Annotated in this window: 25 protein-coding genes; 15 read left to right on the forward strand and 10 right to left on the reverse strand. The window is 64.8% G+C overall.

Annotated elements, in window-relative coordinates; all coding sequences use genetic code 11:
• The 3 genes from H7841_14350 to H7841_14360 form a co-directional block, all read left to right on the forward strand.
• A partial coding sequence (locus tag H7841_14350; protein ID MEO5338054.1) for a transposase occupies positions 1-842 on the forward strand: 842 nt, incomplete at its 5' end.
• A gap of 592 nt (positions 843-1434) precedes the next feature.
• Positions 1435-1905 (forward strand): cache domain-containing protein, encoded by a 471-nt coding sequence (locus H7841_14355; protein ID MEO5338055.1) that lies wholly within the window; start codon positions 1435-1437, stop codon positions 1903-1905.
• A gap of 74 nt (positions 1906-1979) precedes the next feature.
• Entirely contained in the window at positions 1980-2339 is a 360-nt protein-coding gene (locus H7841_14360) for a tail fiber protein (GenBank protein MEO5338056.1), read from the forward strand.
• A 272-nt stretch (positions 2340-2611) separates the two neighbouring features.
• Here H7841_14360 and H7841_14365 read toward each other — a convergent pair whose 3' ends face one another.
• The 5 genes from H7841_14365 to H7841_14385 form a co-directional block, all read right to left on the reverse strand.
• Positions 2612-2869 (reverse strand): hypothetical protein, encoded by a 258-nt coding sequence (locus H7841_14365; GenBank protein MEO5338057.1) that lies wholly within the window; start codon positions 2867-2869, stop codon positions 2612-2614.
• 33 nt (positions 2870-2902) lie between these two features.
• Positions 2903-3244 carry a hypothetical protein gene (locus H7841_14370; protein ID MEO5338058.1) on the reverse strand — a complete coding sequence of 114 codons (342 nt, stop codon included), beginning with the start codon at positions 3242-3244 and terminating at the stop codon, positions 2903-2905.
• 40 nt (positions 3245-3284) lie between these two features.
• Positions 3285-3899, reverse strand: coding sequence for an ankyrin repeat domain-containing protein (locus H7841_14375; protein ID MEO5338059.1), 615 nt, complete (start codon positions 3897-3899; stop codon positions 3285-3287).
• A gap of 65 nt (positions 3900-3964) precedes the next feature.
• The gene (locus H7841_14380; protein MEO5338060.1) at positions 3965-4333 is read right to left on the reverse strand and encodes a DUF2628 domain-containing protein; all 369 of its coding nucleotides are present in this window, start codon (positions 4331-4333) and stop codon (positions 3965-3967) included.
• Entirely contained in the window at positions 4330-5139 is an 810-nt protein-coding gene (locus H7841_14385) for an SUMF1/EgtB/PvdO family nonheme iron enzyme (GenBank protein MEO5338061.1), read from the reverse strand. The genes H7841_14380 and H7841_14385 overlap by 4 nt, the downstream gene beginning before the upstream one ends.
• Positions 5140-5678: 539 nt before the next feature.
• On the opposite strand from H7841_14385, the gene H7841_14390 reads away from it, so the two are divergent.
• Positions 5679-5972: a hypothetical protein gene (locus H7841_14390; protein MEO5338062.1), complete on the forward strand. Its 294-nt coding sequence runs from the start codon at positions 5679-5681 to the stop codon at positions 5970-5972.
• Positions 5973-6004: 32 nt separating this feature from the next.
• Here H7841_14390 and H7841_14395 read toward each other — a convergent pair whose 3' ends face one another.
• Genes H7841_14395 through H7841_14405 form a run of 3 tightly spaced genes read right to left on the reverse strand, consistent with a single transcriptional unit; the run spans position 6005 to position 8762 of the window.
• Positions 6005-6943: a cytochrome c3 family protein gene (locus tag H7841_14395; GenBank protein MEO5338063.1), complete on the reverse strand. Its 939-nt coding sequence runs from the start codon at positions 6941-6943 to the stop codon at positions 6005-6007.
• Entirely contained in the window at positions 6940-7518 is a 579-nt protein-coding gene (locus tag H7841_14400) for a hypothetical protein (GenBank protein MEO5338064.1), read from the reverse strand. Before H7841_14400 ends, H7841_14395 begins: the two co-directional genes overlap by 4 nt.
• An 8-nt stretch (positions 7519-7526) precedes the next feature.
• Entirely contained in the window at positions 7527-8762 is a 1236-nt protein-coding gene (locus H7841_14405) for a 2Fe-2S iron-sulfur cluster-binding protein (protein MEO5338065.1), read from the reverse strand.
• Positions 8763-9055: 293 nt separating this feature from the next.
• Here H7841_14405 and H7841_14410 point away from each other — a divergent pair, with 293 nt between their 5' ends.
• On the forward strand, positions 9056-9715 hold the full coding sequence (locus tag H7841_14410) for a DUF6441 family protein (GenBank protein ID MEO5338066.1): 660 nt from the start codon (positions 9056-9058) through the stop codon (positions 9713-9715).
• 3 nt (positions 9716-9718) lie between these two features.
• On the opposite strand, the gene H7841_14415 is transcribed toward H7841_14410, so the two are convergent.
• Together H7841_14415 and H7841_14420 are read right to left on the reverse strand one after the other, a co-directional pair.
• Positions 9719-10003: a helix-turn-helix domain-containing protein gene (locus H7841_14415; GenBank protein ID MEO5338067.1), complete on the reverse strand. Its 285-nt coding sequence runs from the start codon at positions 10001-10003 to the stop codon at positions 9719-9721.
• Positions 10000-10155: a type II toxin-antitoxin system RelE/ParE family toxin gene (locus tag H7841_14420; protein ID MEO5338068.1), complete on the reverse strand. Its 156-nt coding sequence runs from the start codon at positions 10153-10155 to the stop codon at positions 10000-10002. Before H7841_14420 ends, H7841_14415 begins: the two co-directional genes overlap by 4 nt.
• Before the next feature lie 224 nt (positions 10156-10379).
• Between H7841_14420 and H7841_14425 the strand changes: the two genes are divergently transcribed.
• From H7841_14425 to H7841_14470, 10 genes are all read left to right on the forward strand, one after another.
• Positions 10380-10745 (forward strand): hypothetical protein, encoded by a 366-nt coding sequence (locus tag H7841_14425; protein MEO5338069.1) that lies wholly within the window; start codon positions 10380-10382, stop codon positions 10743-10745.
• Positions 10746-10778: 33 nt separating this feature from the next.
• Complete coding sequence (locus H7841_14430; protein ID MEO5338070.1) at positions 10779-11276, forward strand: thiosulfate oxidation carrier protein SoxY; 498 nt, start codon at positions 10779-10781, stop codon at positions 11274-11276.
• 56 nt (positions 11277-11332) lie between these two features.
• Positions 11333-11653, forward strand: a complete 321-nt coding sequence (locus tag H7841_14435; protein ID MEO5338071.1) for a thiosulfate oxidation carrier complex protein SoxZ — start codon at positions 11333-11335, stop codon at positions 11651-11653.
• A gap of 25 nt (positions 11654-11678) precedes the next feature.
• Positions 11679-12992: a sulfur oxidation c-type cytochrome SoxA gene (gene soxA, locus H7841_14440; protein MEO5338072.1), complete on the forward strand. Its 1314-nt coding sequence runs from the start codon at positions 11679-11681 to the stop codon at positions 12990-12992.
• Between the two features lie 2 nt (positions 12993-12994).
• Positions 12995-14686 carry a thiosulfohydrolase SoxB gene (soxB, locus tag H7841_14445; GenBank protein MEO5338073.1) on the forward strand — a complete coding sequence of 564 codons (1692 nt, stop codon included), beginning with the start codon at positions 12995-12997 and terminating at the stop codon, positions 14684-14686.
• Between the two features lie 32 nt (positions 14687-14718).
• Positions 14719-15969: an FAD-dependent oxidoreductase gene (locus H7841_14450; protein MEO5338074.1), complete on the forward strand. Its 1251-nt coding sequence runs from the start codon at positions 14719-14721 to the stop codon at positions 15967-15969.
• A 111-nt stretch (positions 15970-16080) separates the two neighbouring features.
• Complete coding sequence (locus H7841_14455) at positions 16081-17652, forward strand: bacteriohemerythrin (GenBank protein MEO5338075.1); 1572 nt, start codon at positions 16081-16083, stop codon at positions 17650-17652.
• A gap of 241 nt (positions 17653-17893) precedes the next feature.
• The gene (locus H7841_14460; protein ID MEO5338076.1) at positions 17894-18664 is read left to right on the forward strand and encodes a methyltransferase domain-containing protein; all 771 of its coding nucleotides are present in this window, start codon (positions 17894-17896) and stop codon (positions 18662-18664) included.
• The gene (locus tag H7841_14465; GenBank protein MEO5338077.1) at positions 18661-18918 is read left to right on the forward strand and encodes a SemiSWEET transporter; all 258 of its coding nucleotides are present in this window, start codon (positions 18661-18663) and stop codon (positions 18916-18918) included. The genes H7841_14460 and H7841_14465 overlap by 4 nt, the downstream gene beginning before the upstream one ends.
• Before the next feature lie 80 nt (positions 18919-18998).
• Positions 18999-19419: glycosyltransferase family 9 protein (locus H7841_14470; GenBank protein ID MEO5338078.1), on the forward strand; the 421-nt coding region annotated here is incomplete at its 3' end.

Here is a 19419-nt window from a genome sequence, read left to right on the forward strand (position 1 = left end):
CCGAGCGCATCGCCTATGCCCGCGAGCCGCGCAAGCTGCCGGTGGTGTTGAGCGCCGACGAGGTGGTGCGGTTCCTGGAGGCGGTGCCCAGCCTGAAGAACCGCACCGCGCTGACCGCCGCCTATGCCGCCGGCCTGCGGGTTTCCGAGGTGGTGGCGCTCAAGGTGGCTGACATCGACAGTGGCCGCATGCTGATCCGCATCGAGCGGGGCAAGGTACTGTCGCGGCTGTTCCGCCGCCTGTTCCTGGAGCATCTGGCCGCGGCCCATGCCGCCGGCCGGCTGTCCTTCTTCGCCGATCTTGGCGGCCTGGCCGAGCCGGCCGCCTTCGCGCGGCATCTGGCACCGCTACGCCGGGCCGACTGGGTGGTCTACGCCAAGCGGCCATTCGGAGGCCCGGAGCAGGTGCTGGCCTATCTCGGCCGCTATACCCATCGTGTCGCCATCGCCAACAGCCGTCTGGTGGCGATGGAGGATGGACGCGTCAGCTTCCGCTGGAAGGACTACCGCCACCACGGCAGGCAGAAGGTCATGACCCTGGCGGCCGGGGAGTTCATCCGCCGCTTCCTCCTGCATGTCCTGCCCGACGGCTTCCACCGCATCCGCCATTTCGGCTTTCTCGCCAACGGCCACCGTGCCGCAAGGCTGGAGCAGTCTCGGCGGCTGCTGGCCGCGCCGCCGCCCGTCGCCGAGCCCGTCGAGCCCGACTGGCGTGACCGGCATCGCCGGCTGACCGGCGATGATCTCCGCTTGTGCCGGTGCTGCGGCGGCACGATGGTCGTCCTCGCGGTGCTTCCGCGCCGGCCGGCACCCAAGATCCGATACACACCCGACACGTCATGACCCTTCCCTGTCCGCCGACATCCCGACCCCATCCGCCGTCGCCGGACTTCGACGGCCGGGCAGGCTCGCGTCCGCGTCGGCAACAGTGCCGTTTCCTCGGCTTCTGGCGGAGCCATGGGGGGCGACGACAGCCTCCGCAGGACCAGCCGGGCCTCTCCATCATGTCGGCAAGCCCCACCCAGGCTCCCGCCGTGCTCCACTCCCCGGCAGGTTCGACCCCGAACCGTCCCCCCGCCCCCATCAAATCCCCATAGCCAGAGCCGGATGACCGCGCTTCCGTTCAATCCGGCTTCTCTGAGGTCCGGCAAGGCAACGGTCCTCCCCGATCCATGCCGGACCTCTGAGAACCCTCCAGATTCGCCATATCGCTCGCCGTGGCGTTCCGGTCGAGGACTGACCTCGAACAAACGCCGAATCAGCACCTTCTCGCTCCACATGTCAAATTGCCATATCTATCTTTAAACCAGGATTTCCCAGATGGCCGAGCCATTACGCCTTCCGGTCGGGCCGAGGCCAGGCTATTCTGGCGTCAATCAGGGGTGGATGGGCCACCCATCTGGGAAATGTCGGCTTAACGACCATGAGGGAAGCCGTGAGGAATATCGCAAGGATAGCGGTTCTGGCCGCTTGTGCTGTATTCGGCCTGTCAAGGGCGGCGCGGGCCGCCGACGAGTGTGTCGCAGCCCAGGGGCTGGTGGACAAGGCCATCGCCCATTACATGGCGGTCGGCCAGGAAAAGTCCTTTGCCAACTTCATGGACAAGGCCAACAAGGATTGGGTGAGCGGCGAACTCTATGTCATCGTTTCGACCATGGACGGCATCTTCAAGGCCCACGCCATTAATCCCAAGCTGATCGACAACAAGGACCTGCCGAGCCTCAGGGACTACAACGGCGTGCTGATCATCCAGGAGATGATCAAGGCAGGCAAGTCCAACCCCGGCGGCGCCTGGGCCAAGTACACCTGGACCCACCCGGAGACCAAGAAGTTGGCCCCCAAGCAGACCTGGGTGAAGGCCAACGGCGATCTGCTGTTCATGGCCGGCTGCTACCCGCCGGTTTGATGGCCTGACGCTTAAAAGGAAATGCCGCCATTTGGAGCGACTTGCCAGAACAGGGATTAGGGAGATTGCACGCTATGTTCGTTGTGCCCTTTGATCGTCAAGCACGGACGGCTGCGCTGGCGCTGCTCGCCGTGGTGGCGTTGCCCGCCGCACCGGCAGCGGCCTGCAGTCCCGACCCCTATGTCGGCGCGGTTTGTGTCTTGGCCGGAAATTTCTGTCCCGACGGCTACCTGCAGGCGGACGGACGCAGTCTCGAGATCAAGGGCAACCAGATCCTCTACTCGCTGCTCGGCAGCTCTTATGGAGGCGACAACAAGACAATGTTCAATCTTCCAGATCTGCGCAAGGCGGCAAGCGACGGCAAGGACATGCCCGCCGTCAAGGGCCTGACCTACTGTATCGCCAACACCGGCTTCTATCCCCCCCGCCCCTGATGGGGCCAAGGGCACCCGACGGACTCCAACCTGGGCGCGATATTTAAAGACTATTCGATCAGCCGTTGCGGCCAATTCGGCGGCGGCGACGGCTTGATGTCGATCACCACCGGATTTTCCGTCGCTGTCGGGCCGCCGCCAACCAGAACGGGTCTTGGAAGTGCAGCATCTGGCGAGGCGGCGTGTGCTATCTCGTCTTTCCGATCATTATCGCAGTAAGCGTCGGATGATATGTAATATCCATCCGGAATGGCGCGCAGAATTTCGTATCTCTAACGCCGGACGCAAATGGAATCGATAGTCACTGTTTTCTTGTTTATAAATGTACGACATTTTCCCTCTCCTCCGCCTTCAAATGGATTGCCTGGAATGACGCAGGCGCCTTCGACCATTTTTCCTGCACAGAATTGATCCGCACGGTCATAGTCGTCGGCCATCCGTTTCACAAGATCGGCGTGGCCCGAAGGCAGGAGATCGGCCAAAGCCAGCGACGGCAGGCCGCAGAACAACAGCCACAATACCGTCCTCATCGATCTCTCCTTCGGCGCGATGGCCAGCCATGATCAGTTGATGACGGTAAGGCCCACGGCGCAGGACGCAGCATTGGCCAGCACGGAAACCAGAAAGGCCGGCCTTATCGCCAGTCGGGCCATCCAGGATATGAGAAGCGCCTCGGCAATCGTCACCAGCGCCTCTGCGCCCAGGGCGCTGGCCCAGAAGGGGAAGTGCTGATAGGCCCAGGATGCGCCGGACCACAATTGCGGGTGGGTCGCAGCCGTCGCCACCGCCGACGCCAAGCCGACATGCCGCGCTCCCCGGCACGCCCAGCCGAACCGGCGGGCGACGGCATAAGCGGCCGGGGCCTCGATCGACACGCCTAGGAGCAGCGCCTCGAATTCCGTCATGCCTTGGCCTGCTCGCTCTCATGGTCAAACGCCGGACGAGTCATTCATGCGCGCCGTGCTGTCGGAGCACCTCGGCGCATTCGTCGAATTTCTCTTTTTTTGCCCAGGACAACGGTGTCTCGCCCCGCCGGTCCTTTTTGTTCGGATCGGCCCCGGCGTCAAGAAGGATCCCCAGAGCCTTCGGCTTGCAGGACAGGAACAGTGTCTCGTGAATAAGGTCATTATTGCTATTGTCGATATCGTTTGTATCGGCCCCACGCTCCAGGAGATAACGAACAAGGTCATCCGACTTGTTGTATTTCAGCGCCATTCGCAACGGCGTCCAGCCATCAACACTGCGCACGGACAGGTCGGCGCCCCGGTCGAGCAGAATTTTGGCGATTGCCGGATTGTCGGCCCGATGCAAGGCCGTCATGCCATGGTGGTCCTTATTGCCGACCTTGGCGCCATGGCCGAGGAGAACCAAGACAATATCGACATGTCCCCGACCTGCCGCCGAGTGCAGCAGGCCGCTTGTGGAAGCAAGCGACGGCGGTCCATCGCCGAGCAGTTTCTCAACGCGAGCCAAGTTGCCGCTCCATACCGCATCCTCGATGGGGTGAGGCGCCGGGAGAGGGTTCCCCAGGGCCGGGATGGCCTGTCCCAAGAACAGCATGCCCGCCAAGGTCCACGTCAGAAGTCTACTCTGTGCACAAATACAATAGGCCATCACCGTACCTTTTATGATTCGAGGGTCGCAAGGGCGTCCTTGGCCGAGGCGGCTTCTGTGCCGCCCCTCCTGACAAAACCCCTTCTCATGAGCGAAGCTGCCCGCCACTCGTTGGCACTCCATCCAACATAGATGCTCAGCAAGATAAGAATGATATCTCCCAGCAAGGAAGCGTTTTCAAAATCACCGAAATAAATCGCCAAGGCCGCCAGGCCAATGCCAGCGCCAATCATGAGTGTAAATAAAATAATGCCGCGAACTAAAAGCCCTTTTGCCAAGCACCAAACAAACAGGAAGAAGAACGCAAACCAGTTGAAGCCATGAGGCACGACGACTGTCTTGCCGATTTTATCATTCCGATAAACGCCGTATGTCTTCATGTCTCGCCCCAGCCACTCATCGGCATGTCCTCGGCCTTGTGCGCATTCAGACTATACAAATTATTGACCAGGGAGGGTCCTGGCGAGACGGAAGCTGAGGTCGCGGGACCGGGATTCCGCCGAACCGACGAACCGCCAAGCGGAGCGGCTTTCCAACCAGCCGATGTTCCAGGAACCGCCGCGAACGACACGCCGTTCACAAACATCTGCTGTCCGCGCGCTGCCGTCACCGGGGCTCCATGGTAATTTTCGTGCCAGCAATCAGCCGTCCACTGCCACGCATTGCCCGCCATGTCATAAAGGCCGAATCGGTTGGGCAGGAAGCGTCCTGCCGGATAGGTTTGGATATGGCCGTCGCGGCAATTGTAAGTTGCCGAATTCGAATGCTTTTCCTGAAGCGAAAGGTCGGCAAGGTTGGCATGCTCGCACTGCCGTTCGTCGCTATCCCCCCAGAACCACATGGTCGTTGTCCCGGCACGCGCCGCGTATTCCCACTCCGCCTCGCTCGGCAGGCGATAGGGACCTTCGCCGCCTGCAGCAACCGCCGGCGACAGGGTGAAGCCGGTAACCGTCTGCCTCTCCCGCAGCGGAAAGCGCAATTCGCCTTCAAGCTGGTCGGAATTGGGGCTTTCCAGGCAGACCTCGGTTTCCGTGACCACCACGCGCGCGTAGACCCGAGGCTTGATCCAGATGCCGCAGACCTCGACGGGCGAGTTTGCCTTCAAGATCGGGTTTTGCGTCTGCGCCGCGACCGGCTGCCACAACGCCATCAGAACCACCAGGGTTCCGGCAAACCAAAGGCGCATCTTGATCCCCCGCCCCAAGCGTCCCGCGCCCCACCCCGTGGATTCGCTTGATCGACGGTCAGGAGCCGATAGCCTAGCCCAACTCAGGGGCGAGGGAAAGCATGTACGGATCAGCGCGCAGTAATCTCCATCAGATTATTGTCGAAGCGGCGGGGGGAGGGGGAAGAACAGCGCGACGTTCCAACGGCTAAGCCGCTTTCCAGATGGGCCGAAATCTGGCTACTCTGACGTCAATAACGGGTATGGGTCGGCTAGCCACTACAGCAAAATGAGGGCCGAGCGAGAGCGCGAGGAAAGGGAGCTTTGGGGAGGAAAAAAATGAGCAGGAGCTGTGCTGCTGCACATTCGTGACTGCGGACGCAAAGGGCGGTTGGAATAATAAGAATCCGCCCTGCAGAACTCTACGCTTTGCCATATTCGTACCGTAAATTTCTGGAAGAATGCGTATCCAATCGCGGTCATGTTCTAAAGATCCCCGAACGGCCATCGCCCTCGAACCGGACGTCAAGGCGGCCCTCCCGGAGGAGATGCGGGGCCACATGGATGCCCTGGACGACGTCATGGCCGCCGTGGCGACCGGCGATTTCAAGCAGGCGGCCCAGGAGGCCCGCCGACAGCTTGAGGTCGGCAGCGGCAAGGGCCTGGGACGCTTCATGCCCGTCGAGTTCCCCCAGATGGGGATGGCCATGCATCCCTCGGCCCTGGATTTCGGCGATGTGGCGGCCGCGATTGCCACGCCGACATCAGCCGCCGACTGGCAGAAGGCGGTGACTGCCATGCAGGCCATTTCCCTGAACTGCCGGGCCTGTCACTCCGCCTTCCGGATCAAGTGATCGTCACGGCTCGAGGGCGGAGGGGCCGAGACTCAGTCGTCGTCGTGGTCCTTCTTCCGCTTCCTTTTCTTTTCCGGCTCGATGCCGCTGCCACCCTGGAACTGGTACGGAACCCCGCGTCGGATGGATTCCCATGCCCGCTTGGCTTCGCGCTCGTCGGCGCTACGGTGGCAGGCGACACAATTCTCGTAGTCGCGGATGCCTTCCTTGAGATGCTTCTGGCGGATATTCGCTTCCGAATGCTCGTGACAGAAGTAGCAGGTGTACTGCTTGTAGTCCTTCGTCCGGTGGCAGGTGGTGCATCGTTCGTGATGGCCATCCAGGACGAAGAGCTTGGCGTGGTTGAAGGTCGCGGGCTTCCACCTTTCGGTCCCGTGGCAGACTCCGCAGTTGTCGGATCCCTGGACGTGCAGCGTGTCGTTGGGCATCTTCGCCTTGTGGCAGGAGACGCACTGCTGAAGCCCGGCCTCGGTCAGCATCTTGTGATCGAACCTGGCCGGTTTCCACTTCTCGGTCCCATGGCACTGGACGCAGGTCGTCCCGGTCAGGCCGTGCAGGGCGTCCTCGGGCTTGCGGTGGCAGGCCTCGCATTGTTCCCGATCCGATGCGTCAAGGAGGCCATGGGAGAAGCGCTGGCGGATGCGGTACTTTGCGACCCCCTGGTGGTCGCTGTGGCAGGCGATGCAGTCCTGGCCGAGCAGCTTCTGGTGGAAGGGCACCTTGGTCCGCTGGACGGCGACCGGCTTGCCCTTGGTGGTCAGGACTCCGATGTCATTGACCTTGTGGCAGCCGACGCACTTCTCGGGTTCCGCCCCGATGAAGGTCTTGTGGCAGGCGAAGCAATCCGTCTCGTAGTCCCGGTGGCCGTCGATCAGCGGTCCCGGACTGACCATCAGGTGGGGGAACAGGAAGACCAGCACCGCGATCACGATGAGGTTGGCGACCAGGACTGTTTTGATGGCCCGGCTCATTTCCATTCCCAGAACATCAGGACGCTGACGATATGGCCGAGGGCCAGGACGGCGAAGACGAAGGAGATCGGGAAATGCACGGCCCGCCAGCGGGCCATGGTCTCGAAGGTCACCGCATCCCAGAACAGCTCCCGTTCCACCTCGCCCTTCGACAGGCCGCGCAGGCGGTATTTCTCCTCCTTGGAGGTCAGGCGGCGGCGGGAGCGGTCAAGGAGGTACCGGCCCACCATGCCGCTGATGACGTTGACGATCATGCCGCCCATGGCCAGCCAGGGCAGGATGGCGTTGAAGTGCACGCCGGCATGGATCATCACCATCAGGGCGCCCAGCCAGGTGAAGACCTCATGGAAGCGCAGCAGGATCTTCGGGCTGCCCGAGGCGATCACCTTGCGCTTGCGCAGGGAATAGAGCAGCGACAGCAGGATCAGGATCGTGCCCGGTATCCCCAGGTACCGCCCTACCCAGACCAGTTGGTACTGGTGCAGGATGAAGTCGCCCACCGTCGTTGCCGCCAGCAGCAAGACGAACAGCTTGAGGAAGGGGATGACCTCGTGGCGGAAGAGCGAGCGTTCCATGGCCGCCCTCACGCCGTCAGCACGAGATCGCGCTTGGGGCGCGACACGCAGAGCAGGCAGGTACCAGGCTCGGGCTCATAGTCGGGGGCCTGGAGGTATTCCACCTCGCCGGCCTCGATCCGTGTCTGGCAGGAACCGCAACCCCCGGCCCGGCATCCGGAGTCGACCTTGATTCCATGCCGTTCCGCGAACTCCAGCAGGGACCCGGCGCCACCGTCCCAGGGCAGCGTCCGATCCGACTTGGCGAAGGTGACGGCGACGGCCGGGCCCGAGTCCTCGGGAACCTGCTGCCGGGCCGGCTTGGCCAAGGAGGCCGGACCGAAGGCTTCGTAGTGGATGCGCGGGTCCGGCACACCCCATTCCTCCAGGGCGGGAACCAGGGTCTCCATCATCGCCCGGGGGCCGCAGATGTAGAAATCATAGGGCCTGAGGGCCAGCGTCAGGCGCAACAGGGTTATGTCGACATGGCCCCGGTGATGGTAGTCCCTTCCCTCGACATCGGTCGGCGCGGGACGGCTGTAGCAGACATGCAGCCGGAAATTGGAGTGCTCCCGGGCCAGGCCTTCCAGGTGCTCCTTCATGACGTGCTCGCCGCCGTCCCTGAGGCCGTAGAACAGCCAGATTTCCCGGTTGCCACCGTTCCCAAGGGTGGCGTTCAGCATGCTGAGCATGGGCGTGATGCCGATGCCGCCGGCCACCAGGACCACGGGGGAATTGCCGCGCTCCAGGTAGAAATGCCCGCTCGGCGCCCTGGCCGTCAGGATGTCCCCCTCCCGCACATGATCGTGGAAATGGCCGGAGGACAAACCCGGCGGCGAGACCCGCTTGATGGAGACCCGATAATGATCCAGCCCCGGACGATCGGACAGCGAGTAGCAGCGGGTAACGGGCTTGCTTCCATCCCCCGGATCAAGCCGGAAGGTCAGGAACTGGCCGGGCAGGAAATCGAGGAGGGGCTTGCCGTCGGTAGGCACCAGATGAAAAGAGCAGATGCTCCGGCTCCGGTCCTCGAAGACCTTACGCGCGACGCGGAATTCCCGGAATCCCTCCCAGGCCGCTCCCTTGATCGGCGCCGGTGTCGCCTCCTCGGGTACGAGGGCCGCCTCCTCGCCACCGAACTCGGCTACCCGCTCCCGCAACTGTTGATAGGTCTGCCAATGGCGCGAGAATGCCACTGCCGCGAAGAGAGTGACCTGAAGGAGAAGGCCGAGCGTGATGTACAGGAACAGCTCGAACGCGGTCATGATGCGATGCTCCCCCACCGACCCTTATTGGATCGACAATTTCCTTTAACCCTTCAAGGGTGAATGGCGGCTGAACAGGTGGCTCCGGGCCGCCGGCTTCAGGGATATGCGGGATGGGATGTTCCCGGCCTTTTTATGCAAGGCGAAAATCGGCGCACAGGTCGGGCAACGATCCGATGTCACACGCCTCGCGCAGTTTGGCGTCGTGGGCTTGACGCCGGGGTGAAGGGCGAGCCGTCTTACGTGGGTCAAGTTCTCGGAAAGCAGATCAACGGGTAGCTGGCGCCGAGGGAATGGCGGATGCTGCGGACAAGCGCATCCTCGCCGACGAACTGAAGGCCGCCGAGGAGGCCGTCACGGTCGGGGTCCGCGCGGCCACCGAGGGCCTCAAGCAGGACCTGCGCCGCCAGATCATGGGCGCCGGCCTGAGCCAGCACCTCGCCAACACCTGGCGGGGCGAGGTCTACCCGAGGGGAGGCAAAAGCCTGCGGGCGGCGGGGTTCGTCTTCAGCAAGGCGCCCGGCATCGTCCGGGCCTATGCGGACGGGGCGGTGATCCGCTCCCGCCACGGCTACTTCCTCGCCATCCCGACACCCGCCGCCGGGAAATACGAGGACGGGCGCAGGAAGATCACCCCCGGCGGCTGGGAGCGCCGGCATGGCGCCAAGCTGCGCTTCGTCTTCCGGCACGGTGGGCCGTCTTTGCTGGCGGCCGAGAACCGCCGAGCCCGTGCCGGCAAGCGGGGCGGCTTGTCCGCTTCGCGTTCCCTTCGGTCCGGCAAGGCCAGCGAGACGACCTTGCGTAGCGGACGCGGCCTCGCCACCGTGCCCATGTTCATCCTGGTACCCCAGGTCACCGTCAGGAAGCGCCTCGACGTGGCCGCCGCCGACAAGTGGACCGCCGAGCTGCCCTGCCTCGTGGTCCGCAACTGGCGGGAACCGGGACGATCCTGATGCTCAGGCGGCCGGCACCAGCTTCAGTTTGACCCGCCGGCCCACGGCATGGGCGTATTTTTCCAGGGTCTTCAGGTTGGGAGGATTTCGGCCGCTCTCGATGCGCGCCACCACCGACTGGGTCGTGCCCATGCGCTCGGCCACCTCGGCCTGGGTCAGGCCGGCCTTGGCCCGCGCCTCGATCAGCTCCCGCGCCAGGGCGAATTCCGGCTCCAGCGCCTCGTAGGCGGCCTTGTAGGCCGGGTCCTTCATCCACTTCCTGTGCAGCTTTTCCATCGGAATGGTCATAGCAGTCCTGCCTCCTTCGCCCTGGCGGTGGCGATGTCCAGCGCGCGGCGCGGCATCTTCTGGGTCTTCTTGACGAAGGCATGAAGAACCACCAGCCGCTTTCCCTGTGCCGCCACGTAAATGGCGCGCGCGATGTTGTCCGGTCCGATCATGCGGATTTCCCAGAGCTTGCCCTCCAGGGGCTTTACCTAGGGCTCCTTGACCTAGTGGGGGCCGAACGTCTCCATGAGCGCCGCGATGCGGCGGAACTTGGCGCGCAGTTCCGCGCTGAGTTCCTCCAGCTCTTCGACGATACGCTCGTCGAGCAATTCGACCCGCCATTCCATTTGCGGATGATATCGCGAATATGCGATATTAGCAAGACGGGGAAACAACCATGCCCACCCGCCGGGAAGAAGTCCTCGCGGCTCTGTTCGAGTGCCTGCGGACGATCAAGGTCCGGCCCCTGACCTCCCCCGCCTACGCCATGATCCAGGCCCAGGCCGAGAAGGTCTACGAGAACTGGGCGGAACATCGCGCCGGGGCCGAGGGTCTCGATCCCGCCGACGGGTCCGTGCGGCGCGGCCTGATGCGGGCGCTGATGATCAAGGGCCTCGCCCTCTACGCCATCGCCGACTGGCAGGGCGTCGAAAGGTCACTTCGCCTTCACCCGATTCCCCTGAACCCAATTTCCTTCCCCGCAATGAATTATCGTGTTAAAGTACACTTAACATTTTGGATCGCTGATATTAGCTGCTCCTAATGTCTGTAGTTTTCGCAAGGGAGGCCGACAACGATGCAAAAGGCGAAGCGAGATCTCGACCGGCGCACCGTCCTGGAGACGGGCGCCCGGCTGGCCGGACTGGGGATGGCGGCGGTGGTGGCCGGGCCGATGCTGGGCGCGATGCCGGCCCTGGCCCAGGCTCCGGCCGGACGTGCCGAACCGGAAGAGGCGGTGGCCGACACGTTGAAGCGCCTGTTCTCCGGCAAGACGATCAAGGACGGTGCCGGGGTGCTGGTCCTGGATGTGCCGCCGATCGCAGAAAACGGGTCGGTGGTGGGCGTCAAGGTCGACGCCGCCAAGCCCATGCGCAAGCTCTGGTTCGTCGCCGACAAGAACCGTCGGCCCATGTCGGCCAGCTTTTCCTTCGACGGCGACGGCGGCACCCTGATGGGCACCAACCTGCGCCTGGGCGGCACCACCAAGGTGCGGGCCATCGCCGAGATGGCCGACGGCTCCTATCTGGAGGTGGCGCAAGAAGTCAAGGTGACGGTAGGCGGCTGCGGCGGCTGAGGCGGCTGAGGCCCCTCTTCCCCCTTTCCTTCAGGCTCAATCAGGAGAATTCCGCCATGGCTCAGGTCAAGATCCGCCTGCCTTCCACCATCGCCAAGGGCCAGTCGGTCGCGGTGCGCGCCCTGGTCGTCCATCCCATGGAGACGGTCCAGCGCGACAAGGACGGCAAGGTCGTCGACAAGGTCTACAACTACGTCCATACAGTCAGCGCCGATTTCAACGGCAAGGCCATCTTCAGCGGCCAGCTCACCCAGTCGGTGAGCGCCAATCCCTTCGTCACCTTCGCCTTCGTGCCCCAGGCGCCGGGCAAGCTCACGGTGACCTTCGAAGACACCACGGGCGAGAAGCACACCGGCAGCGTCGACGTCGCGTTCTGATCCCCAACCGAAGGGAGACAAGGCCATGAAGGACAGGAACCGTAAGAACATCCTGGCGGCCGGCGGGCTGTGGGCGGCGGCGGCCCTGGCCGCGGCGGGCTGCGCGAGCTACGCCCCCATCGAATGGCAGTCGCGCGCCGTTCCCGAGGCCCAGGGGCTGGTCGCCGTCGCCGACGGCAAGCCCCAGCAGCAGCGCTACAAGCAGGACCCGTTCCAGGGCGTGAAGCCCGACTGGAGCCAGTACCGCACCTACGCCTACACCGACGCCAAGCCGGAAATCCCGGTGACCAAGGCGGCCATGCCCAAGGACCTGCAGGGCGATGCCAAGGAAGGCCGCAAGATCTTCATGAACCGCAACCTGGGCCCCTGCACCGGCTGCCACCTGATCCGCGGCGAGGACGTCTGGCCGGCCGGCAACATCGGATCCGACCTGCAGCAATACGGCGATGCCGGGCACAAGGACGAGGAAATCTATCAGCGCATCTTCGATGCCCGCGTGCTCAATCCGGATTCCATCATGCCGCCCTGGGGGGCCTCGGGCGGGCTGACGCCGCAGCAGATCATGCATCTGGTAGCCTTTTTGAAGAGCCAGAAAGGCCCCCTGCCTCCGGAAAAGGATGCCAACCGCGATCCCAACACCCGCGCCAAGCCCCCCGGTTTCGGCGACAACCTGGACCCTACCAACAATCCGGCGGTGCTGCTGGCGGAAGAAGCCGAGGCCGACTGGAAGAAGAAGGGTTCCAAGGGCAAGGCCTGCGCCGACTGCCACGAGGCCTCGCCGTCCAAGTCGATGAAGGGCGTCGGGGCCCGCTATCCCCGCTTCGTCGCCGAGCACGGCCGCGTCATGGCGCTGGAGGAATTCCTGATGATGCACTCCCCGGCCACCACCGGCATCGACATGCCGTCGGAAGGCGACCTGAACCTCAAGATGACGGTCCTGGTCAAGATGCAGTCCAACGGCATGCCGCTCGCCCTCGATTTGACCGGCCCCGAGGCCAAGGCGGCGCTGGAACGGGGCGAGAAGACCTTCTTCAAGCGGGTCGGCCAGCGCAACCACGCCTGCGCCGACTGCCACCTGGACGAGCCGGGCAAGGGCGGCAACAAGTTCCTGGGCGGCCGCCTGCTGGCGACGCGGGAATCGGGGATGATGAACCACTTCCCCACCTGGCGTACCAACTTCAGCCGCATCTGGGACGCCCGCAAGCGCTTCCAGTGGTGCCTGCTGCCGCTGGGCATGAACTACCTGCCCTCCGATTCCGTCGAGTATGCGGAACTGGAGCTCTATGTCGCCTCCTTCGGCCAGGGCAAGCCGCTCAGCGTGCCCGGCATCCGGCACTAGCCATGGAGGTCACACGACGCGACCTGCTGGCGCTGGCGGTGGCGGCCGCCGGCGCCAGCCTCGTCTCCGGCCGCTCGGTCGCCGAGGAGAGCCGGCCCGAGCGTCTGCTCGACTTCCAGGCCCTGGGCAACGTCACCCTTTTGCACATGACCGACAGCCATGCCACCTTGTTGCCGGTCCACTACCGGGAACCGGACACCCTGCTCCCGGTTACAGGCGAGGCGGGCAAGCCGCCTTACGTCACCGGCGAAGCCCTGCTCAAGCTCTACGGGCTGAAGCGCGGCAGCCTGGAAGCCCATGCCCTGTCCCATCTGGACTTCCAGGACCTGGCGGCTCGCTACGGGCGCTTCGGCGGCTATGCCCACATCGCCACCCTGGTCAAGCGCATCCGGGCCGAGAGGCCGGGCCGGACGATCCTTTGCGACGGCGGCGACACCCTGCAGGGGTCGGCCACCGCGCTCTGGACCCAGGGCCGCGACATGCTGGAGGCCGTCAACCTGCTGGGCGTCGACGTCATGTGCCCGCACTGGGAGTTCGTCTTCGGCATCGACAAGGTGAAGGAATACTTCGGCGACCGCGAGGGCCGCGGCCTGTTCAAGGGCGATTTCGTCGCCCACAACGTCAAGGACGCCACCTGGGGCGAGCCGGTCTTCCATCCCTATTCCATCCGCGAGGCGGGCGGCGCGAGGATCGGCTTCATCGGCCAGGCCTTCCCCTACACGCCGGTCTCCCACCCCAGGAAGTTCGTGCCCGACCTCACCTTCGGCATCCAGGAAGCCAACCTGCAGGCGCAGATCGACGATCTGAAGACCCGCAAGAAGGTCGATCTGGTCGTCCTGCTGTCCCACAACGGCTTCGCCGTCGACATGAAGCTGGCGGAACGGGTGCAGGGGTTGGACATCATCCTGGGCGGCCACACCCACGACGCCATCCCGACCGCGCAGCCGGTCGGAAGGACCCTGGTCATCCAGTCCGGGGCGCACGGCAAGTTCCTCAGCCGCCTCGACCTGGAAGTGGCGGACGGCCGGATGAAGGCTTGGCGCTTCAAGCTGATCCCGGTGCTCAGTTCCCACCTGCCGCCCGATGCCGAGATGGCCGCCCTGATCGACAAGGTCCGCGCGCCCTACAAGGCCAAGCTCGCCGAGGTGCTGGCGGTTTCCGAAAGCCTGCTCTATCGCCGTGGCAACTTCAACGGCACCTTCGACGAGGTGATCCTGGACGCCCTGATGAAGCACCACGACGCCCAGGTGGCCTTCACCCCCGGGTTCCGCTGGGGCATCTCGCTGCTGCCTGGTCAGCCGGTGACGCTCGAAGACATGTACAGCCATCTGGCCCTCACCTACCCCAACACCTACGTCCGCGAAATGACGGGCGCCGAGATCAAGACCATCATGGAAGACGTGGCCGACAACCTGTTCAATCCCGATCCCTACTATCGCCAGGGCGGCGACATGGTCCGGGTGGGCGGGCTGACCTACGCCATCGATCCCGCCAAGCCGGCCGGCGAGCGCATCTCGGACATTTCGGTGGCCGGCAAGCCCTGGGATGCGGCCCGCCGCTACAAGGTTTCGGGCTGGGCCAGCATGAACGAGGTGGACGGGCCGCCGGCCTACGACGTGGTCGCCAACCATCTGCGTTCGGTCAAAAAGATCGTACTGCCCTCCTCCGGCCGGGTTAGAGTGGTGGGAAGCTGAGGAAGAAAAAAAGCAACAGGGAGACATCGCAAATGGACCGCAGGCAGTTCCTGCTTTCCGCCGCCGCCGGAAGCCTGGCATGGGCGGCCGGGGCCCCCTTCGTCGCGGCGGCCCCTTTCCGCAAGAAGGCGGTGATCGTGGGCGGCGGGGTCGCCGGATCGATCCTGGCGCTCGACCTCAAGCGCCGCGTGCCCGAAGCGGATGTGGTGCTGGTGGAACGGGAAGCCGAGTTCTTCCTCGCCGCCGCCTCGGTCGACGTGGCGGTCGGCGCCTTCGACATGCGGGCCGCCATGCGCGGCTATCACCACCTTGCCAACCGCGGCATCCAGGTGGTGAGAGCGGAAGCCCAGGGCGTCGATCCCAAGGCCGGCCTGCTGCAGACATCGGCCGGACCGATCCCCTACAGCCTGCTGGCCATCGCCAGCGGCATCCGCCTGGCCTTCGAGGAAATTCCCGGCCTGAAGGACGATCCGGGCGCCAATCTCAGCTTCTACGACCGGACCGCCCTGCCGGCGCTGCAGAAGGGGCTGGCCGACATGAAGGGCGGCAACGTCATCGTTTCGGTGCCCGCCGGGGCGCTTCGCTGCCCGCCGGCCCCTTACGAATTCGCGCTCCGGGTCGCCGATCTTATGACGGCGCGGCGCCTCGAGGGCAAGGTGATCCTGATCGACGGCTGGCCCAGCCCGCAGCCGGAAGCCATCGGCAAGGCTCTGGCGGCGGAAATCGCGGCCCGCGGCGAGCGCATCGAGTACATCCCCCAGACCACGGTCGGCAAGGTCGATCCGAAGGGCCGCAAGGTGACGACGGACTTCGACCAGTTCGACTACGAGATCCTGACCCTGACCCCACCCACGAAGGGCGGCTCGCTGGTCGCCGAATTGGGGCTGGCGGACAAGGGCGACGTCTTCGCGGCGGTGGATTACCTGACGCTCCGCAGCAAGGCGCACGAAAACATCTTCGTCCTGGGCGACGCCGCCCGCGTGCCCTACGGCAAGAGCGGCACGGCCGCGGTCGGCCAGGCCCGGCTCTGCGCCGCCGAGATGGCCCACAGCCTCGACGGCTTCGGTCGCACGATCCGCCAGGGCGAGGTGCAGGTTTCCTGTTACCATGCGGTGAGGCCGGGCGCGGCGCTCCGCCTGTCCACCGGCTACCGTTCGACCCGCAAGCCGGATGGCGGGGTCGACGTCATGGTGCGGGCCGAAGCCGGCACCCGCCCCGACCCGGCCAACGAGTTCGCCCGCCTGAGCTGGCACCGGGAAATCCTTTGGGAAATCGGGGGGTGACCGGGTATGCGTGAATTGCATGGAACGCCTTCGGCCGTGCGTGGTAGAAAGGCGCACACAAGCCATAATTGGACTTAGATGAAGTCCGGCGTGAGCGAGGGAAGAAGCGATATGTCCGACAACTGCGCGCGAATGCGCGAAGGCTGGTCGGCGATGACCGAATTGATGGGACTCAGCATGGGTCCCATGGATTTGCAGCGACAGCTCGAGACCATTTTCGATCAATTGATCGGGCTCTCCTGGCTGGGCATCGAACGCCGCGGCGCGATCCTGCTGATGAACGCCCACGACGAACTGGTCCAGGTCGCCCAGGTCGGCTTCGGCGAGGATCGGGCGGCCCATTGCGAGCGGGTGGCGCTGGATCGCTGCGGTTGCGGCTTGGCGGCCCGGTCCCGCAGCCTGGTCTGCCGCCCCTGCGAGGGCGACCGGGAAATTCATGGCGCCCGGATAGCGGGGGACGGCAGCCATTTCATCCTGCCTTTGATCGACGGGGAACGGGCCATCGGCGTGCTGCCCATCTTCCTCAAGGCCGGCCACATGCCGACCGAGACCGAAACCATGCTGATGCAGGACTTGGCGCGGGTGCTGTCGGGCATCGTATCGCGCCGGCTGATGGAGGAAGTGGCCCAGGTCCACGAACTGGAACTCGCGGAAAAGCAGGCCGACGTCATCCGCAAGCTGGGAGCCGCCTCGGAATACCGGGATAGCGAGACCGGCATGCACGTCATGCGCATGAGCCATTATGCCGGCGTGATCGCCAAGGTCCTGGGCCGCCCGGCCGAGGAACGGGAGCGGATGATTATGGCGGCGCCCATGCACGACGTGGGCAAGATCGGCATCGCCGACGCCATCCTGCTCAAGCCCGGCAAGCTGAGCGGCGAGGAATTCGCCGCCATGCAGGCCCATCCGCGCATCGGGGCGGACCTGCTGGATGGCGAGGACCTGCTCATGCGAACGGCCCGCGACATCGCGCTCAGCCACCACGAGCGCTGGGACGGAGGCGGGTATCCGGAGGGACTCAAGGGCGATGGCATCCCGATGACGGGCCGCATCTGCGCGGTGGCCGACGTCTTCGACGCGCTCACCTCCAAGCGGCCCTACAAGGAACCCTGGCCGGTGGACAAGGCTGTCGACTACGTGCGCCAGGAAGCGGGGAAGGCCTTCGACCCGGCCGTGGTGGACGGCTTCCTGCAGGCCATGCCGGAAATCCTGCGCATCCGCGAGCTTTACCGCGACAACATCATCGATCCGCAAGGGGTGCTCAAGCTGCCGCCCTTGCAGCCGCGCCACGATGCCTGGGTGGCCTGGGACGATAGTGTGCGGGTGGGCATCGACGTCATTGACGAACATCACCGCTACCTGTTCGACCTGACCAACGACCTGCACGGCGCCATCAACGAACGCCGCGGCGCCCGCGAGGTCGGCCGGGTTCTGAGGGCCCTGGAGCAATACACCATCGTCCATTTCCGCGAGGAAGAGCGGATGATGGAGCATTTCGGCTTCAGCGACATGTCGCGGCACATGCGGCTGCACTATGCCTTCAACGACCGCATCCGCGATTTCTGGTCGGAATTCAAGCGCAGCCCGCTGACCATGGGCTTCGAGATGGTCTACTACCTGCGCGACTGGCTGGTGGTGCACATCCGCAAGGAGGACACCAAGCTCAACGAACTGGTGGGGTGACGGCCCGAAGCGGAGGGCCTGAACAGCGGGGGACTTGCTCCCACGCCCGGCTTGGCGTCTACTGTCCGGGGCATGGGACATTCGAGGCGACGATGGAGATTGACGGAATCCCGGAGCGACCGCTAATCGCCTTCCTGGCGATTGGGACATTCGCCCTGGCTTCGGCTTACCGGCCCGGCTTGGTGCCCATGGATTTGCTCAAGATCGCCTTCAACGAGGGCGAAAGGCCAAGGTCCGCCCGATGAACATCACCTGGAATCCTCAGGACTACTTGAAATTCGCCGACGAACGCACTCGCGCCGCCCTGGAGTTGTTGGCCCGAATCCCTCTGGACGCTCCGGCCACGGTCTGCGACCTGGGCTGCGGAACGGGCCACGTAACCCGGCTGATCGCCGAACGCTGGCCAAGGGCGCGGGTGACCGGAGTCGATTCCTCCTCGGCCATGCTGGACGAGGCCCGGCGGCAGAGCGACGCCGTCCTATGGCGCGAAGGCGACATCGCCGACTGGCGCCCCGAGGCACCACTGGACCTGATCTTCTCCAACGCGGCCCTGCATTGGCTGGATGACCACGGCCGGCTGTTCCCGCGCCTTTTGGGCAGCCTGACGCCGGGCGGTGTCCTAGCCGTGCAATTGCCGCGCAACTTCGATGCCCCCTCCCATACCGCCATTGCCTGGACGGTGCGGGCGGGTTCCTGGCGGACCAAGCTGGAACCGCTCTTGCGTCCGACGCCGGTAGACGATCCGCCCTTCTATTACGATCTGCTCGCCCCCTTGGCCCGGCGGATCGACATCTGGGAAACCATCTATCTCCAGGTTTTCACTGGCGAGACCCCGGTCGTGGACTGGGTGCGGGGCACCGCCCTCCGCCCCTTCCTGGATGCCTTGGACGGTAACGAGAAGGAGGCCTTCCTCGCCGCCTACGCCGCCCGCGTCCAGGCTTCCTATCCGCGCCGTATCGACGGCACGACGCTCTATCCCATGCGCCGGCTGTTCTTCGTCGCGACGCGATGACCGACGGCGTCACCCTGCTGGGCGTGGTCGCCGGAACCTTGACCACGGCGGCATTCGTGCCCCAGGTGGTCCGGACTTGGCGCACGCGGTCGACCCGCGATATCTCGCTGGGCATGTTCTCGGCCTTTACGGCAGGCGTGGCCCTGTGGCTGGTTTACGGCATCTTTCTGGACGAGATGCCGATCATCCTGTCCAATGCCGTCACCCTGGTCCTGGCCGGGATCATCCTTGTCTTCAAGCTGCTCTATAAGTGACCCGACGGTCCGCCCCTCCGCCCCCCGGACGTCAGGGAAGGCTTGGCACGCACCGACGGGGGATCGTATAAACCCAAGCCATGCGGATTCTCTTCATCACCGCGACGCGCGTCGGCGACGCCATTCTGTCCACCGGGCTGCTCGGTCATCTGCTGGAACGGATGCCCGGTGCCCGCGTCACGGTGGTCTGCGGCACGGCGGCGGCCTCGCTGTTCGATACCGTTCCGGGGCTGGAACGCCTGATCGCCGTCGACAAGATGCCCGGTTCCCTGCATTGGCCCTACCTTTGGAGCCAGTGCGCCGGCCATGTCTGGGACGCGGTGGTCGATTTGCGCAACTCGCCCCTCTACTACCTGCTGGCGGCCCGCCGACGTTGGCGCATCGGCAAGCGCCGCTGGGACACCCACCGGGTCCGCCAGTTGGCGGGCATCCTGGGCCTGGCCGACGATCCGCCCACCCCCCGCCTGTGGCCGGGCGACGCGCAAGCCGCCCTGGCCGCCC

The organism is Magnetospirillum sp. WYHS-4 (genome assembly GCA_039908345.1).
GTDB lineage: Bacteria > Pseudomonadota > Alphaproteobacteria > Rhodospirillales > GLO-3 > JAMOBD01.

What these genes read in the sequence shown, in the direction of transcription:
- H7841_14360 (MEO5338056.1), top strand. Translation starts at nt 1,980, where the DNA reads ATGTTCGTTGTGCCCTTTGATCGTCAAGCACGGACGGCTGCGCTGGCG.
- H7841_14365 (MEO5338057.1), bottom strand. Translation starts at nt 2,869, where the DNA reads ATGAGGACGGTATTGTGGCTGTTGTTCTGCGGCCTGCCGTCGCTGGCT.
- H7841_14370 (MEO5338058.1), bottom strand. Translation starts at nt 3,244, where the DNA reads ATGACGGAATTCGAGGCGCTGCTCCTAGGCGTGTCGATCGAGGCCCCG.
- H7841_14375 (MEO5338059.1), bottom strand. Translation starts at nt 3,899, where the DNA reads ATGCTGTTCTTGGGACAGGCCATCCCGGCCCTGGGGAACCCTCTCCCG.
- H7841_14380 (MEO5338060.1), bottom strand. Translation starts at nt 4,333, where the DNA reads ATGAAGACATACGGCGTTTATCGGAATGATAAAATCGGCAAGACAGTC.
- H7841_14385 (MEO5338061.1), bottom strand. Translation starts at nt 5,139, where the DNA reads ATGCGCCTTTGGTTTGCCGGAACCCTGGTGGTTCTGATGGCGTTGTGG.
- H7841_14390 (MEO5338062.1), top strand. Translation starts at nt 5,679, where the DNA reads ATGGATGCCCTGGACGACGTCATGGCCGCCGTGGCGACCGGCGATTTC.
- H7841_14395 (MEO5338063.1), bottom strand. Translation starts at nt 6,943, where the DNA reads ATGAGCCGGGCCATCAAAACAGTCCTGGTCGCCAACCTCATCGTGATC.
- H7841_14400 (MEO5338064.1), bottom strand. Translation starts at nt 7,518, where the DNA reads ATGGAACGCTCGCTCTTCCGCCACGAGGTCATCCCCTTCCTCAAGCTG.
- H7841_14405 (MEO5338065.1), bottom strand. Translation starts at nt 8,762, where the DNA reads ATGACCGCGTTCGAGCTGTTCCTGTACATCACGCTCGGCCTTCTCCTT.
- H7841_14410 (MEO5338066.1), top strand. Translation starts at nt 9,056, where the DNA reads ATGGCGGATGCTGCGGACAAGCGCATCCTCGCCGACGAACTGAAGGCC.
- H7841_14415 (MEO5338067.1), bottom strand. Translation starts at nt 10,003, where the DNA reads ATGACCATTCCGATGGAAAAGCTGCACAGGAAGTGGATGAAGGACCCG.
- H7841_14420 (MEO5338068.1), bottom strand. Translation starts at nt 10,155, where the DNA reads ATGATCGGACCGGACAACATCGCGCGCGCCATTTACGTGGCGGCACAG.
- H7841_14425 (MEO5338069.1), top strand. Translation starts at nt 10,380, where the DNA reads ATGCCCACCCGCCGGGAAGAAGTCCTCGCGGCTCTGTTCGAGTGCCTG.
- H7841_14430 (MEO5338070.1), top strand. Translation starts at nt 10,779, where the DNA reads ATGCAAAAGGCGAAGCGAGATCTCGACCGGCGCACCGTCCTGGAGACG.
- H7841_14435 (MEO5338071.1), top strand. Translation starts at nt 11,333, where the DNA reads ATGGCTCAGGTCAAGATCCGCCTGCCTTCCACCATCGCCAAGGGCCAG.
- soxA (MEO5338072.1), top strand. Translation starts at nt 11,679, where the DNA reads ATGAAGGACAGGAACCGTAAGAACATCCTGGCGGCCGGCGGGCTGTGG.
- soxB (MEO5338073.1), top strand. Translation starts at nt 12,995, where the DNA reads ATGGAGGTCACACGACGCGACCTGCTGGCGCTGGCGGTGGCGGCCGCC.
- H7841_14450 (MEO5338074.1), top strand. Translation starts at nt 14,719, where the DNA reads ATGGACCGCAGGCAGTTCCTGCTTTCCGCCGCCGCCGGAAGCCTGGCA.
- H7841_14455 (MEO5338075.1), top strand. Translation starts at nt 16,081, where the DNA reads ATGTCCGACAACTGCGCGCGAATGCGCGAAGGCTGGTCGGCGATGACC.
- H7841_14460 (MEO5338076.1), top strand. Translation starts at nt 17,894, where the DNA reads ATGAACATCACCTGGAATCCTCAGGACTACTTGAAATTCGCCGACGAA.
- H7841_14465 (MEO5338077.1), top strand. Translation starts at nt 18,661, where the DNA reads ATGACCGACGGCGTCACCCTGCTGGGCGTGGTCGCCGGAACCTTGACC.